The sequence below is a fragment of the Pseudomonas sp. LAIL14HWK12:I7 genome (genome assembly GCF_000483465.1).
GTDB classification, from domain to species: Bacteria; Pseudomonadota; Gammaproteobacteria; order Pseudomonadales; family Pseudomonadaceae; genus Aquipseudomonas; species Aquipseudomonas kermanshahensis.
On the sequence record NZ_KI519606.1, the window covers coordinates 375721 to 390141 of the forward strand.

General features: G+C 64.0%; 12 protein-coding genes and 1 pseudogene. 12 read left to right on the top strand and 1 reads right to left on the bottom strand.

All coding sequences use genetic code 11. From position 1 onward, the window contains the following. The first annotated feature begins 15 nt into the window (after positions 1–15). From D886_RS0124425 to D886_RS0124445, 5 genes are all read left to right on the top strand, one after another. Positions 16–1374: a DUF1329 domain-containing protein gene (locus tag D886_RS0124425; protein WP_027596398.1), complete on the top strand. Its 1359-nt coding sequence runs from the start codon at positions 16–18 to the stop codon at positions 1372–1374. A gap of 64 nt (positions 1375–1438) precedes the next feature. Next, the gene (locus D886_RS0124430; protein WP_027596399.1) at positions 1439–2515 is read left to right on the top strand and encodes a YCF48-related protein; all 1077 of its coding nucleotides are present in this window, start codon (positions 1439–1441) and stop codon (positions 2513–2515) included. Between the two features lie 29 nt (positions 2516–2544). Beyond that, positions 2545–5070 carry an RND family transporter gene (locus D886_RS0124435; RefSeq protein WP_027596400.1) on the top strand — a complete coding sequence of 842 codons (2526 nt, stop codon included), beginning with the start codon at positions 2545–2547 and terminating at the stop codon, positions 5068–5070. Positions 5071–5115: 45 nt separating this feature from the next. After that, entirely contained in the window at positions 5116–6762 is a 1647-nt protein-coding gene (locus D886_RS0124440; protein WP_027596401.1) for a fatty acid--CoA ligase, read from the top strand. A gap of 347 nt (positions 6763–7109) precedes the next feature. Beyond that, positions 7110–7652 (top strand): AAA family ATPase, encoded by a 543-nt coding sequence (locus D886_RS0124445; protein ID WP_027596402.1) that lies wholly within the window; start codon positions 7110–7112, stop codon positions 7650–7652. Here D886_RS0124445 and D886_RS28270 read toward each other — a convergent pair. Further along, a pseudogene (locus D886_RS28270) lies at positions 7638–7829 on the bottom strand (AzlD family protein); the annotation flags it as partial. The gene D886_RS0124445 and the pseudogene D886_RS28270 overlap by 15 nt on opposite strands. A gap of 513 nt (positions 7830–8342) precedes the next feature. Between D886_RS28270 and D886_RS0124455 the strand changes: the two are divergent. The 7 genes from D886_RS0124455 to D886_RS0124485 all read left to right on the top strand — a co-directional run bounded on the left by D886_RS0124455 (position 8343) and on the right by D886_RS0124485 (position 14395). Further along, positions 8343–8807, top strand: a complete 465-nt coding sequence (locus D886_RS0124455) for an Lrp/AsnC family transcriptional regulator (RefSeq protein ID WP_081717555.1) — start codon at positions 8343–8345, stop codon at positions 8805–8807. Positions 8808–8982: 175 nt separating this feature from the next. After that, a complete protein-coding gene (locus D886_RS0124460; protein WP_027596404.1) occupies positions 8983–9834 on the top strand; it encodes an STAS domain-containing protein in 852 nt (283 codons plus the stop codon). A 4-nt stretch (positions 9835–9838) separates the two neighbouring features. Then, entirely contained in the window at positions 9839–10201 is a 363-nt protein-coding gene (locus tag D886_RS0124465; protein WP_027596405.1) for an STAS domain-containing protein, read from the top strand. Next, positions 10198–10602 carry an anti-sigma regulatory factor gene (locus D886_RS0124470; RefSeq protein WP_027596406.1) on the top strand — a complete coding sequence of 135 codons (405 nt, stop codon included), beginning with the start codon at positions 10198–10200 and terminating at the stop codon, positions 10600–10602. Before D886_RS0124465 ends, D886_RS0124470 begins: the two co-directional genes overlap by 4 nt. Further along, entirely contained in the window at positions 10593–11609 is a 1017-nt protein-coding gene (locus tag D886_RS0124475; RefSeq protein WP_027596407.1) for an ATP-binding protein, read from the top strand. The genes D886_RS0124470 and D886_RS0124475 overlap by 10 nt, the downstream gene beginning before the upstream one ends. After that, complete coding sequence (locus D886_RS0124480) at positions 11602–12468, top strand: sensor histidine kinase KdpD (RefSeq protein WP_027596408.1); 867 nt, start codon at positions 11602–11604, stop codon at positions 12466–12468. The genes D886_RS0124475 and D886_RS0124480 overlap by 8 nt, the downstream gene beginning before the upstream one ends. Further along, positions 12458–14395 carry a response regulator gene (locus D886_RS0124485; protein WP_027596409.1) on the top strand — a complete coding sequence of 646 codons (1938 nt, stop codon included), beginning with the start codon at positions 12458–12460 and terminating at the stop codon, positions 14393–14395. The genes D886_RS0124480 and D886_RS0124485 overlap by 11 nt, the downstream gene beginning before the upstream one ends. The last annotated feature ends 26 nt before the right edge of the window (positions 14396–14421 follow it).

The window sequence follows — 14421 nt, forward strand, 5'->3', positions numbered from 1 at the left end:
AAGCGGAGAAACCTGATGAAGTATCTCAATAGCCTGCTGTCGGCCTCGCTTGCGGTCGTTATCGCCGGGGGCGCCCAAGCGGCCGCCCCGGCCCAGGATGTCGCCCGGCTGGGCAAGGACCTGACCGCGGTGGGTGCTGACAAGGCGGGCAACGCCGACGGTTCGATCCCGGCCTACCAGGGCGGCCTGAACACCCCGCCCGCGGGCTTCAAGCAAGGCGATACCCTGCGCCCCGACCCCTTTGCCACTGAAAAGCCGCTGCTGGTGATCGACGGCAAGAACGTCGACCAGTACAAGGACGCGCTGACCGCCACCACGGTGGAGCTGGCCAAGCGCTTCCCCACCTTCCACATCGACGTCTACCCCAGCCACCGCACTGCCGCGTTGCCCAAGGCACTGCTCGACAACACCCTGAAGAACGCCGCCAATGCCAAGTCCCTGCAGGACGGCTTGGCCATCGAAAATGTCCTTCCCGGCGTGCCGTTCCCAGTGCCGCAATCGGGTGCCGAGGCGATGTGGAACCACCTGCTGCGCTACCAGGGCGTGGCGCAGAAGGCCAAGTACGACTCCTGGAACGTCGACGCTGCCGGTGTCGCGGCCCTGGCGACCACGGGCCTGGCCTATAACGCCTACCCGATCTACGAAGACCTGAACAAGGTCATCGAAGCCAAGGACATCTACTTCCAGACCAAGCTGTACTTCGAAGGCCCGGCGCGCCGTGCCGGTGAGTCGATGATGCTCAAGGACGCCGCCAACCCGCTGGTGCAAGAACGTCGCGCCTGGCAGTACCTGCCGGGGCAGCGCCGAGTGAAGCTGGCGCCGAACCTGGCCTACGACACCCCCAACCCGGGCACCGCCGGCTCGGGTACGTTCGATGACGTGTACGTGTTCAACGGCGCGTTGGACCGCTACGACTGGCACCTGGTAGGCAAGCGCGAGATGTACGTGCCGTACAACACCTACCGGCTGACCTACATCCACGACCCGAAAACCCTGACCACGCCGAACCACCTGGCGCCTGACCAGGTGCGTTGGGAGAAGCACCGCGTGTGGGTAGTGGAAGGCACGCTCAAGGGCAATGCGCGGCACATCTATGCCAAGCGCCGCTTCTACCTCGACGAGGACAGCTGGTTCGCCCTGGCCTCCGACCAGTACGACGCCCGTGGCCAGTTGTATCGCGGCTCGTTCAGCTTCTTCACGCAGAGCTACGACGTGCAGATCCCCAACAACAACCCGCATGTGGTCTACGACCTGGTGGGTGGCAGCTACAACGTCAATGGCCTGATTGGCCCGCACGGCGGTATCGAGTACATCGCCCCTCTGTCCAAGGCGCAGTGGTCGCCGGAAGCCCTGGCCGGCGCCGGTATTCGCTGACCCCGACGATCAGCCTGCCGGCTGGCCACAGGTGGCCGCCGGCAGGGTTTGCAGAGGATGTGGCATGGCTACTTTGAACACGTTTACGCCGTGGGCGCTGGCCGTCGCGCTCACTTTGGGCGGCGCTTGCGGTGGGGCCCAGGCGGCCTATGTCGATGTATTGGACTTGCCGGCCAAAACCAGTGCGTTGGTGGTACACAGTGCGCTGCGCGATGTAGCACTGGCCGGTGAGCGGCTGGTCGCGGTAGGGCCGCGTGGCCATATCGTGTATTCCGACAACCAGGGCCAGGATTGGCACCAGGCCAACGTGCCGGTCAGTGCCGACCTTAATGCTTTGGTGTTCCCCACTGCGCTGGAAGGTTGGGCGGTGGGCAACGATGGGGTGATCCTGCACAGCCGTGACGGCGGCGCCAACTGGGCGGTACAGCTCGATGGCCGGCAGATTGGCGCTTTGGTGGCGGCCCATTACCAGGCCTTGGCCAAGGCCCATCCCGAGGACGCGCAATGGGCGCAGTTCGCTGCCGAGGGCCAGCGCCTGGAGCAGGAGGGCGCCGACAAGCCGTTGCTCGGTGTGTGGTTCGCCGACGCCCGCCACGGCTACGCGGTGGGGGTGTTCAACCTGATCCTGCGCACTGACGACGGCGGCAGCACCTGGGTGCCGATGCAAGACCGCACCGACAACCCGCAAGGCTTTCACCTGAATGCGATCCGCGCCGTCGGCGATGCGCTGTACCTGGTTGGCGAACAGGGCCTGCTGCTGAAGTGGGATGCCGGCCAGCAGCGCTTCGTCGCCTTGCCCAGCCCCTACCCAGGTACCTGGTTTGGCGTGTTCGGCAAGCCTGGCGAGGTGCTCGCCTATGGCCTGCGCGGCCATGTGGCACGCAGCCTAGATGGCGGCCAGAGCTGGGCCAAGGTGGACACCGGGGTGACCCAGAGCATCACCGCCGCCAGCCTCGACAGCCACGGTGACTACTGGCTGTTCAGCCAGGGCGGGCAGGTGCTGCGCAGCCGCGACGGCGGCCTGAGCTTTGCCGTGCAACCGCAGGTGCCGCCGGCACCGGTGGCCGGCGCCCTGCAGACCGGCGCAAATGCCACCGTGCTGGTAGGCGAGCGCGGTGTACGCGTGCTGCCCGCCCGATAAGCCTCCAAGCATTCCAAGAGAACCCAGTGATGGCCAACATCAAGCAAGACACCCTGCCGGTCATCCGCGACCTGAGGGATTTCGACCCGCGTTCCGGCAACGTGCTGGAGCGCATGGTCTTCAACTACCGCCCGCTGTTCATGCTGTTCATGGTGCTGGTCACGGGGGTGTTGGGGTATCTGGCGCTGACCCGCCTGGAGCTGCGTCCCAGCTTCGAAAAAATGATCCCGCAGAGCCAGCCTTACATCCAGAATTACCTCGACAACCGCAAGTCGCTGCGCGGTTTGGGCAACGCGGTGCGGGTTGTGGTGGAGAACACCCAGGGCGATATCTACGACCCTGAATACCTGAACGTGCTCAAGCAGATCAACGACGAGCTGTTTCTGGCCCAGGGCGTAGACCGCGCCTGGATGAAGTCGTTGTGGAGCCCAGGGGTGCGCTGGACCGAAGTCACCGAGGAAGGCTTCCAGGGTGGCCCGGTGATGCCCGACGATTACCAGGGCAAGCCCGCCGACATCGATCAACTGCGCCAGAACATCAACCGCGCTGGCATCGTCGGTAGCCTGGTGGCGACCGATTTCAAATCGAGCATGCTGGTGGTGCCACTGCTCGACCACGACCTGGCCACCGGCCGCGGCATTGATTACCGGCAGTTCTCGCAGATGCTCGAGCAGCAGCTGCGCGACAAGTACGAGTACGCCGGGGACAGCACGGCGCGCAAGGCCGGCGAAGAGGGCCATGGCAAGTACAAGGTGCGGGTCATCGGGTTTGCCAAGCTAATGGGCGACCTGAGCGACGGGCTGGTCCAAGTGATGATGTTCTTTGCTCTGGCGGTGCTCACGTCGCTGGTGATCATCTTCCTGTACACCCGCTGTGTGCGCAGTACCTTGCTGGTGGTGTTCTGTTCGCTCACGGCGGTGGTGTGGCAACTGGGTATTGTCGGCTGGCTGGGCTATGCCATCGACCCTTATTCGATCCTGGTGCCGTTCCTGATTTTCGCCATCGGCGTGTCCCATGCGGCGCAGAAGATGAACGGCATCATGCAGGACATTGGCCGTGGCACGCACCGGCAGGTCGCCGCGCGTTACACATTCCGCCGCCTGTTCGTGGCCGGGGTCACTGCGTTGCTGGCCGACGCCGTGGGCTTTGCCGTGCTGATGCTGATCGACATCCCGGTGATCAAGGACCTGGCAATCACCGCCAGTATTGGTGTCGCGGTGCTGATCTTCACCTCGTTGCTGTTGATACCGGTGGCGTTGTCCTACGTCGGCGTGGGCCGCAAGGCCGCCGCACGGGCGCTGTGCATCGACCAGCGCGCTGCCGAGCACCGCGGCTTCGGCAAACTGTGGGATGCGCTCGACCGTTTCACCACGCGCAAGTGGGCCACGGGCGCCGTGCTGGTGGCCACGCTGATGGGCGTGGGTGGGTTCTGGGTGAGCCTGCAGTTGAAGATCGGTGACCTCGACAGCGGGGCGCCAGAGTTGCGCGCCGATTCCCGCTACAACCGCGACAACGCTTACATCACCCAGCATTACACGCTGTCCAGCGACCTGTTCGCGGTGATGATCAAGACCCCGCCGGAAGGCTGCCTCAGCTACCAGACGCTGATGCTCGCCGACCGCCTGGCCTGGGAGCTGCAGCAGTACCCGGGCGTGCAGACCACGGTGTCGCTGGTGAATGCCGTGCGCCAGATCACGGCGGGTTCATTCGAGGGCAACCCGAAGATGAGCAGCCTGCAACGCAACCAAGACATGCTCAACTACGCCGCCCAGCAAGCGTCGGTCAATGCGCCGGAGCTGTTCAACACCGACTGCTCGATGATGCCGGTGATCGCCTACCTCAAAGACCACAAGGCCCAGACCCTGGACGACGTGGTGGCCATCGCCGACCGCTTTGCCCGCGATAACAGCAGCCCCGACCGCCAGTTCATGCTCGCGGCCGGCAGTGCCGGCATCGAGGCGGCAACCAACATTGTGGTCCGTGAAGCCAACCGCACCATGTTGCTGTTCGTCTACCTGGCGGTGACGCTGTTCTGCCTGATCACCTTCCGCAGCTGGCGGGCGACCCTGGTGGCGCTGTTGCCGCTGGTGCTGACCTCGGTGCTGTGCGAGGCCTTGATGGTGGTGATGGGCATTGGCGTGAAAGTGGCCACGTTGCCGGTTATCGCCCTGGGCGTCGGCATTGGTGTGGATTACGCCTTGTACCTGCTCAGCGTGCAGCTGCATTACCAACGCCAAGGTCGTTCGCTGGGCGAGGCCTACCAGAACGCCGTGGCCTTCACCGGCCGGGTGGTGGGGCTGGTCGGCATTACGCTGGCGGCGGGGGTGGTCGGCTGGGCGTGGTCGCCGATCAAGTTCCAGGCCGACATGGGCATCCTGCTGACCTTCATGTTCCTGTGGAACATGCTCGGCGCCCTGGTGCTGATCCCCGCGCTGTCGTACTTCCTGCTGCCGGACAAACGCTTTGTCGCCGCTGCTCCCCAACCCTGCGCGCCTACCGCGCCGCCGGGTGAGCAGGTGAGCGAACCCCGGGCGCACACACGGATGAGCGCTTGAGCGCCCTATTAGTTGAAACGAACACGGAAACTGGAATCTACCTTCATGGCCAAGACAAAAATAATGCCGCCGGCAGCCGGTGCCTATGCCTATCCCTTGCTGATCAAGCGCCTGCTGATGTCGGGGGTACGGCAGCATCCTGAGCAGGAGATCGTCTACGCCGACAGGCTGCGCTACACCTACCGCGACCTCGACCAGCGGGTTCGGCGCCTGGCCAATGTGTTGCGTGCTGCCGGGGTGCAGGCGGGCGACACCGTGGCGCTGCTGGACTGGGACAGCCACCGCTCGCTGGAGTGCTTTTTTGCCGTGCCGATGCTAGGCGCCGTGCTGCACACAGTGAACGTGCGGCTATCGCCGGAGCAGGTCGCCTACACCATGAACCATGCGCAAGACGACCTGGTGCTGGTGCACGACGACTTCGTGCCGCTGCTGGAGCAGATTCAGGGCCAGCTGGGCACAGTGCGAGGTTACCTGCAACTGACCGACGAACAGGCCACGGCCACCACGCTGCCAGTGCTGGGCGAGTACGAGGCGCTGCTGGCCAGCGCCAGTTGCCAGGCCGAGTTCGACGATTTCGACGAGCACTCGGTGGCCACCTTGTTCTACACCACCGGCACCACGGGCAACCCCAAGGGGGTGTATTTCTCCCACCGTCAGTTGGTGCTGCACACCCTCAACGAACTGGGCACCTTTGCCGCTTACGACGGCCAGCCGCTGTTACGTTCGAGCGACGTGTACATGCCGATCACGCCGATGTTCCATGTGCACGCCTGGGGTGTGCCGTACGTGGCCACGGTGCTGGGGGTCAAGCAGGTGTACCCGGGGCGCTACGAGCCGAACACGCTGGTCCGGCTGTACCGCGACGAGGGGGTGACGTTCTCGCACTGTGTGCCGACCCTGTTGCAGATGATGCTGGACTGCGAGCAAGGCCGGCACACCGATTTCAGCCGCTGGAAGATTCTGCTCGGTGGCAGCGCGCTGACCCACGGCCTGGCCCGACAGGCCAGCGAGCGCGGCATGCTGATCTACAGTGGCTACGGCATGTCGGAGACCTGCCCGCTGCTGACCCTGACCCACTTGCGCGAACAAGACCTGGCCTTGCCCATGGGCGAGCAGGTCGCGCAGCGCATCAGGACCGGCGCCCCGGTGGCGATGGTCGACTTGCGTATCGTCGATGCGCAAGGCAACGACATGCCCCACGACGGTGAGTCGCTGGGGGAAATCGTGGTGCGCTCGCCCTGGTTGACCCAGGGCTACCTGCACGAACCGCAGAAAGGCGCCGAGCTGTGGCAGGACGGCTGGTTGCACACCGGTGACATGGGCTCGATCGACCGCCACGGCGTGCTGGAGATCAAGGACCGCATCAAGGACGTGATCAAGACCGGCGGCGAATGGATCAGCTCGCTGACCCTGGAAAACCTGATCAGCCAGCACCAGGCGGTCAGCGCCGTGGCGGTGGTCGGCATTCCCGATGAACAGTGGGGTGAGCGGCCGATTGCCCTGGTGGTCCGCGCGCCGGGTGACAGCCTTGACCAGCCGATGCTCGAGGCGCACCTCAAACAGTTCGTCGATCGGGGCCAGATCAACAAGTGGGCGATCCCCCGGCAGGTGCACTTCGTTACTGACATCCCCAAGACCAGCATCGGCAAGATCAACAAGAAGCTGATTCGCGAGATGCACATGGGGGTGTAGGGGAACAGTCTGTAGCAAGCCCCCAATCCTGTGGGAGCCGGCTTGCCGGCGACGCAGGCACCGCGGTGCATGGCACCGGCTTCGCCGGTGATCGCTGGCAAGCCAGCTCCCACCCGAACTATGTAGCCTCCAAGTCTAGCGCCGGACCTGTGGGAGCTGGCTTGCCAGCGATGAGGCCGGAACAAGCACTACAAGACAGTAGCTCCCACAGGTCCCTGCTAAACCACTAAGTTATGTGCTGTCCTATGGAAGCCGGCTAAACCAATGAAGTCTATTTTTGTGTAGGGATTGGACTGCCCCTCCAGAACCTGCACAATTGCCGGCTTTTTTCGCGACAGGAAGCCGCCATGCAACGGATTGTGATTCTGGGAAATGCCGGCAGTGGTAAATCCACCCTTGCTCGTGCCGTGGGCAAGCGGCTCGGGGTGCCGGTGGTTCACCTGGATACCCTGTTCTGGGAGCCCGGCTGGGTCGAACCGGACGCCGAGCAGTTCCGCCAGCGGGTCGGCGAGGCGACAGCAGGGGACAGCTGGGTGTGTGAAGGCAACTACGCCCGGCGCACATTCGACCTGCGCCTGCCCCGTGCCGACCTGGTCATCTGGCTCGATACGCCCCGGCTTACCTGTTTCACCCGGGTGATCCTGCGCAGCGTCATGAACCGGCCCCGTCCAGACCTACCCGCCGGTTGCACAGAGAAACTCGACCGGGCGTTCCTGACTTTCCTGAACTTCGTGTGGAACTTCGATCGCGGCTACCGCCCAGGCATCGAGGCGCAGCGCCTGGCGAAAGGGCCGCAGGTGCCTGTCGTGCACGTGCGTGGCAGCCAACAGATTGCCGCGTTTCTCGACAGCTTGCCGGCTGCCGGCGTGCTGGCGTCAGGCGGGCAGTAGCGCACGTATCGCAGCGGTCACGGCGAGGGCGAACAGCATCACTGGCAAGATTGAAAACCGTGAAGCGGCATAAGCGGTAAGTGCCAGGGCGATGAGGTCTGCGGGGTGGCCAGAAACGAAGGCGGGTGCGATCACGGCAACCAGCACGCAGCCAGGGGCGGCGTTGAGCACCTGGGTGGATGGCTTGGCCCACAGGTACGCGCTGACCAGGCCGGCCAGCGTGCCCGCCAGCACGTACCCGCCACCGGGAATCAGCAGGTAGAACAGCCCTGCAGTCACCAGGCTGAACAGCCAGGGCAGGGCGGCGTGCACCCCATTCCACAGGCCCTTGAGCAGTACCAGCAAGACGGCGGCTAATGCCGTGTCCAAGCCGTAGGGGTGCAGGTCACCCAGCAGCGGCCCGATCAACGCGCCGAGCGTGATGAAGCTGACCCAGGCCACCCACTGACACCCCCTCGAAGTGGAGCCGGTGCGCGGGCTCGATTGGGGTGGCGATTCGGTGGTCGCGGCAGCGGAGCATTCGCGGTCTGGCGTTGCAGGGGGATCTTCAACTACGGATTCAAGGGCATTCATGGTCACCTCCAGTGGGAGGGATTATTCCAATGAATCGCTGAAATAGGGTTGCGTAGTGGCTCTACTGGCGTGAGTATTTGGCATCTGCTGCCGAAATATTCCAATCAAAGGTTTTCAATGCCAATCAAGCTCGACGCCATCGATCGACGTATCCTGCGGGCGCTGCAACGCGACGGCCGACTACAGAACCAGGAGCTGGCCAAACAGGTGGGGTTATCGCCCTCACCGTGCCTGCGGCGGGTGCGCCTGCTGGAAGAAGCCGGCGTTATCGAGCGCTATGTGGCGCTGGTGGACCCGGCCAAGGTAGCGCTGGGCCTGACCTTGTTTGTGCGGGTGTGGCTCAAGCGCCAGGACCAGGACACCACCGATGAGTTCGTCGAGGCAGTGCGGCTGCTGCCCGAAGTGGTGGAGTGCCACGTCATGGCGGGTGACTGCGACTTGCTGTTGCGGGTGGTAGCAGCGGACCTTGAGGCCTATCGCCGCTTCCAGATCGCTCACTTGACCAGCCTGAGCGTGGTGCAAAACGTCAAGACCGAAGTGCCCATGGAGAAAATCAAGCTCACCACCGAGTTGCCGGTGTAGGCGGGCTTCGATTCGCAACGCGCCAGGCAATCTTGGCCTAGAGTTAGCGGCACGTGCGATGGCGCAATGCAATTAATTGCCAGTCGCCACAACTATTTCCCTCGGCAAATGTCACTTCTCGGAGCCGGTACGAATTATGGGGCACCGGCCACGCATTTTACGGAGCTAACTCGACATGGCAGCACTGCAAAACAGTACGTTGGAAGCGATTGTCAGCAATCAGGCGCAGCTGCTGAGTGAGTGGCACGCCTCACTCGAAGCCAACGGGGCGACGCGTAATATCCGCGAACAGGACCTGCGCCAGGAAACCCGTGAGTTCCTCCAGTTGGTGGTCGATGGCTTGCGCAATGAAAGCGGCACCAACATTGCTGCCGAAGGCTGGGAAGAGACACGCCGCTTCCTCGAGAAGCTGTCTGCCAGCCGCGCCCAGGTGGGCCAAGAGTCCCATCAGACGGCATTCTTCATCTTTGCGCTGAAGGGCCCGCTGTTCAACTTGCTGCAAACCCATTACCGCGAGCAGCCCGCGCTGCTGGCCGAGCAGCTGTGGGAGATTTCGTCGCTGTTCGATGCCTTCGGCCTGCACACCATCCGCACTTACCAGAAGAATCGCGAAGCCGTGATCAAGCGTCAGCAGGAAGAGTTGCTGGAGCTGTCGACCCCCGTGGTCAAGTTGTGGGAAGGCGTCCTGGCGTTGCCACTGATTGGCACCCTGGACTCCCATCGCAGCCAGACCGTGATGGAGTCGCTGTTGCAACGCATCGTCGACACAGGCTCCGAGATCGCCATTATCGACATCACGGGCGTGCCAACAGTCGATACCTTGGTGGCCCAGCACCTGCTCAAGACCGTGACCGCCATCCGCCTCATGGGCGCCGACTGCATTATCAGCGGCGTGCGCCCGCAAATTGCGCAAACCATCGTGCACCTGGGCCTGGACCTGGGCACGCTGACCACCAAATCCAACCTCGCCGATGCCCTGAAGCTGGCGCTGGCGCGCCTGGGTACCGCTGCTGGCGAGCGGGGCTGAGCCCATGGAACGAATCCCCATCTTGCAAATGGGCGAATTCCTGCTGGTGACCATCCAGGTCGATATGCATGACCAACTGGCGCTGCGCCTGCAGGACGACCTGACCGATCGCATCGAACACACCTCGGCCCGTGGCGTGCTGATCGACATCTCGGCACTGGACATGGTCGACTCGTTCATCGGCCGCATGATTGCCACTATCTCGGGGCTGTCGCGCATCATGGATGCCGAGACCGTGCTGGTCGGCATGCAGCCAGCGGTGGCGATCACCCTGGTGGAGTTAGGGCTGACACTGCCGGGTGTCAGCACTGCGCTCAATGTCGACCGCGGCATGCACCTGTTGCGCAAGCGGGTAGGCCACTCATGAGCCTTCGTGAGCGTGGCAGCCAGCCGGTACGCATCGAGCAGGACGTGGTGCTGGCCCGCCAATTGACGCGAAAAATCGCCAGCGATTGCGGCATGCGCCTGGTCGACTTGACCAAACTGGTCACCGCCGTCAGTGAACTGGCCCGCAACACGGTGGTGTACGGCGGGGGCGGTGACATGGACTGGGAGGTCATCGAAGAGGCCGGCCGCGTCGGCGTACGCCTGGTGTTCCGTGACGAAGGGCCGGGCATTGCCGACATCAAACTGGCCCTGACCGATGGCTGGACCTCGGGCGGCGGCCTGGGCCTTGGCCTGACCGGCGCACGACGCCTGGTCGACGAATTCGAGCTGGACACCGCGCCCGGGCAAGGTACCCGGGTAATGATCACCCGATGGATATGAGCCTGAGCGCAAGCCTGACCCAGGTGCTGCGCCTCGACGATGCCAGCCAGGTCGGGCACGCCCGACGTGTGGTGCAGAAACTTGCCGAACAGCAGGGCTTCGACGCCGCTGATGCAGGCCGGGCAGCCCTCGTCGCCACCGAACTTGCCAGCAATGTGCTCAAGCACGCCGCACGCGGCGAACTGCACCTGCGCGTGCTTGCCCATGGCGACCAGCCTGGCATCGAGTTGCTGGCGGTGGACCGCGGCCATGGCTTCGACCTGGCCAACTGCCTGGTCGATGGCTATTCCACCGGGGGCACCCAAGGTATCGGCCTGGGCGCTGTGAGCCGTCTGGCACAGGTGTTCGATGTGCACACAGACGCACAAGGCGCAGTGGTACTGGCGCGGGTCTATAAACAAGACGGCACGCCCAAGGACATTCGCCTGGGCGTCAGCCAGCATTCATTGCATGACGACCCAGCCTGTGGCGATACGTGGCACGTGACCCTCGGCGAGCAGCGCGTGAGTGCCTTGTTGATCGACGGCCTGGGCCATGGCGAAGAAGCGGAACGCGCCGCCAAGGCGGGCGCGCAGGCTTTTGCCCAAAGCCCCTTCAGCGCGCCCCAGCAGCTGCTGGGCGAGCTGCACCAGGCCATGGCCGGCACGCGCGGCGGGGCCGTCGCGATTGCCCAGTACGAGGGCGCGCGTGACAGTGTGGCGTTCATCGGTATCGGCAACATCGGCGCCACCCTGGTCGGCGGCGAACGCCCGCGGGGCCTGGCCTCGCACCCCGGCATCGTTGGAGGGCAGTACCGCAAGGGGCAAGTGTTCGACTACGCTCACGTGAGGGGAAACCTGTTGATCATGTTCAGTGACGGCCTACAGTCCCGTTGGAACCTTCAAGCTTACCCGGGCCTCGTGCTTCGCCACCCGGCCGTGATCGCGGCGGTATTGCACCGCGACTTCTGCCGTGGGCGGGACGATGTGACCGTGCTGGTCCTCGATCTGGAGACGGTGCATGCCTGACGACAACCGGGCCGAGCAGGCTGCCTGCATGGCACACCTGCAAGCCGAAAACCAAGCCCTGCGCGCTGAGCTGGAAGAAACCAACCAGGGTGTGCTGGCGCTGTATGCCGAGCTCGATACCCAGGCCGAACAGTTGCGCCAGGCGTCGGACCTTAAAAGCCGCTTCCTGTCCTACATGAGCCACGAGTTCCGCACGCCGCTGGGCTCGATCCTGAGCATCACTAGCCTGTTGGCCGACGAAGTGGACGGGCCGCTGAGCAAGGAGCAGCAATTGCAGGTGGCCTTCGTCAGCAACGCCACGCGCGAACTCAGCGACATGGTCGACGACTTGCTCGACCTGGCCAAGATCGAAGCCGGTCGCATCACCATTTCGCCGGCCTGGTTCGACATGCTCGACCTGTTCGCTGCCTTGCGCGGGATGTTCCGCCCGATCGTCGACATGGGCTCGGTAGACCTCATCTTCGAAGAGCCACACGGGCTGCCGAAGATGTATACCGATGACAAGAAGCTGGCGCAGATCCTGCGCAACTTCATCTCCAACGCGCTGAAGTTCACCACCCGTGGCGAAGTGCGGGTGTCGGCGCACTTGCAGGGCAACGACCAGATTCGTTTTGCTGTGACCGACACGGGCATCGGCATCGCACCTGAGCTGCTGGGCGGGCTGTTCGAAGACTTCGCCCAAATCGACTCGCCGCTGCAGAAACGCCTGCGCGGCACTGGCCTCGGCTTGTCACTGTGCAAGCGCTTCGCGGCCTTGCTGGGCGGTGAAGTAGGGGTGGACAGTGTGCCGGGCGAAGGGTCGTCGTTCTTTGTCGTCATCCCGCTGGCGCTGGCCCAGGAGAGCGTTGATGAACCCTGACATTCGCCTGCTAATTGTCGACGACAACGTCGCCACGCGTTATGCGCTGCGTCGCCGCCTGGCCCAGCATGGCTACCAGGTGCTGGAGGCGGGCACCGGTGGCGAAGGGCTGGCCATGATCGGCAGCGAGCAGATAGACGGGCTGATCCTCGACGTCAACCTGCCGGACATGAGCGGTTTCGATATCGTCCGGTTGCTGCGCGCGGACCCTGAGACTGCACTGCTGCCGGTGATTCACGTGTCGGCGGCGTCGATCCAGACCGGTGACATCATTACCGGGCTCGACGCCGGTGCCGACGCTTACTTGGTGCATCCAGTGGACCCGGATGTGCTGGTGGCGACCCTGCGGACCCTGATGCGGGTGCGCGATACCGAGCGGGCGCTGCGTGCAAGCGAGGCCAACTTTCGGGAAATTTTCACCAATGTCTCGGCACCCATCGCCGTGCTCGATGCCGAGCTCAAGGTGCATGAGTGCAACCATGCATTCGCCCAGCTGACCCAAGACAACCGTAACCCCAAGGCGCTGCAGGAGTGCTTTGTCGACGGTCAGCAAACCGCTATCGCCGCCTTGCGCCAGCACCTGGCCGCTGGCCAGCGCTGGCGTGGCACGCTGGGCATGAGCGTGCACGGCCAGCCACGGGACACCGAGTGGCAGCTTTCGCCCTACCGAGCGCCAGGGTTCTGCCTGGTGTTCGTCGAGGACGTCACCGAACACCGCCACCGCGAACGCTCGCACCTGGCACGCCTGGATGACGCCAACACCCAGCTGGCGCGAGAAATGGCCCAGCGGGCGCAGACCGAGGCGCAACTGCTGCAGTTACAAAAGATGGACGCTTTGGGCAGCCTGACAGGAGGGATCGCCCACGATTTCAACAACCTGCTGACCGGCATCATCACCAGCCTGGAGCTGATCCGCAAACGGGTGGCGCAGAACCGTCTGGAAAAGATCCCGAGTTACGCAGACGCCGCGCTCAGTTCAGCCATGAGCGCCGCTTCGCTGACCCACCGGCTGCTGGCATTTGCCCGTCAGCAGCCGCTGGACACCCGCCCGGTGGACATCAACGAGCGCGTGCGCTCGCTGGAAGAGCTGATCACCCGCACTATCGGCGAACGGATCGTGCTGGTATTGGAGCTTTCCAGCGAGCCGACCATCGCCCTGGTCGACCCGATCCAGCTAGAGAGCGCGGTGCTCAACCTGGTGATCAACGCCCGCGATGCCCTGGCCAAAGGCGGGCATATCTGGGTCAACACCGCGGCGAGCTGGTCGCATGGCAACCCTTACCTGCAGGACGGCCCCTATGTGGCGGTGAGCGTGCGCGATGATGGCGGCGGCATCGAACCGGAGGTGCTGGAGCGGGTGTTCGACCCGTTCTTCACCACCAAGCCGGTCGGCCAAGGGACCGGGCTTGGGCTATCGACCATCTATGGCTTCGCCCGCCAGTCGGGTGGGCATGTGTCGATCTGCAGCGTGCCAGGGCAGGGGACCGAGGTGACGTTGATGTTGCCGGCCAGCAGCCACCAGGTCACCTGTGAGGCACAGGTGCCACAATTGGACCAGCGCGGCGCTGGCGAGCATGTGCTGGTGGTCGAAGACATGGCCTCTGTGCGCCTGTCGGTGGCAGAAGTGCTTGCTGACGCGGGTTATCGCTGCACCCTGGCCGAAACCATCGAGCAAGCGCTGGACCACCTGCGCGAAGATGCCGACATCGAGTTGTTGCTGACCGATGTCGGGCTGCCGGGCATGAGTGGCCGCGAACTGGCCGACATGGCGCGTACTTACCGCCCGGGGCTGCCGGTCTTGTTCATGACCGGTTACGCCGAGACGGCGCTGGATCGGCAGGCATTTCTGGACACGGGGATGGACCTCTTGATCAAACCCTTCCAGATCGGTGATCTGCTCGACAAGGTGCGACTTAGCCTTGGCTAGCACAACTCGATGCGCGGTCATGACAT

Bases quoted from the DNA above. Each gene is read 5' to 3' on its own strand.
- D886_RS0124435 (WP_027596400.1), top strand. From the start codon at position 2,545: ATGGCCAACATCAAGCAAGACACCCTGCCGGTCATCCGCGACCTGAGG.
- D886_RS0124475 (WP_027596407.1), top strand. From the start codon at position 10,593: ATGGATATGAGCCTGAGCGCAAGCCTGACCCAGGTGCTGCGCCTCGAC.
- D886_RS0124485 (WP_027596409.1), top strand. From the start codon at position 12,458: ATGAACCCTGACATTCGCCTGCTAATTGTCGACGACAACGTCGCCACG.
- D886_RS0124430 (WP_027596399.1), top strand. From the start codon at position 1,439: ATGGCTACTTTGAACACGTTTACGCCGTGGGCGCTGGCCGTCGCGCTC.
- D886_RS0124455 (WP_081717555.1), top strand. From the start codon at position 8,343: ATGCCAATCAAGCTCGACGCCATCGATCGACGTATCCTGCGGGCGCTG.
- D886_RS0124470 (WP_027596406.1), top strand. From the start codon at position 10,198: ATGAGCCTTCGTGAGCGTGGCAGCCAGCCGGTACGCATCGAGCAGGAC.
- D886_RS0124440 (WP_027596401.1), top strand. From the start codon at position 5,116: ATGGCCAAGACAAAAATAATGCCGCCGGCAGCCGGTGCCTATGCCTAT.
- D886_RS0124480 (WP_027596408.1), top strand. From the start codon at position 11,602: ATGCCTGACGACAACCGGGCCGAGCAGGCTGCCTGCATGGCACACCTG.
- D886_RS0124445 (WP_027596402.1), top strand. From the start codon at position 7,110: ATGCAACGGATTGTGATTCTGGGAAATGCCGGCAGTGGTAAATCCACC.
- D886_RS0124425 (WP_027596398.1), top strand. From the start codon at position 16: ATGAAGTATCTCAATAGCCTGCTGTCGGCCTCGCTTGCGGTCGTTATC.
- D886_RS0124465 (WP_027596405.1), top strand. From the start codon at position 9,839: ATGGAACGAATCCCCATCTTGCAAATGGGCGAATTCCTGCTGGTGACC.
- D886_RS0124460 (WP_027596404.1), top strand. From the start codon at position 8,983: ATGGCAGCACTGCAAAACAGTACGTTGGAAGCGATTGTCAGCAATCAG.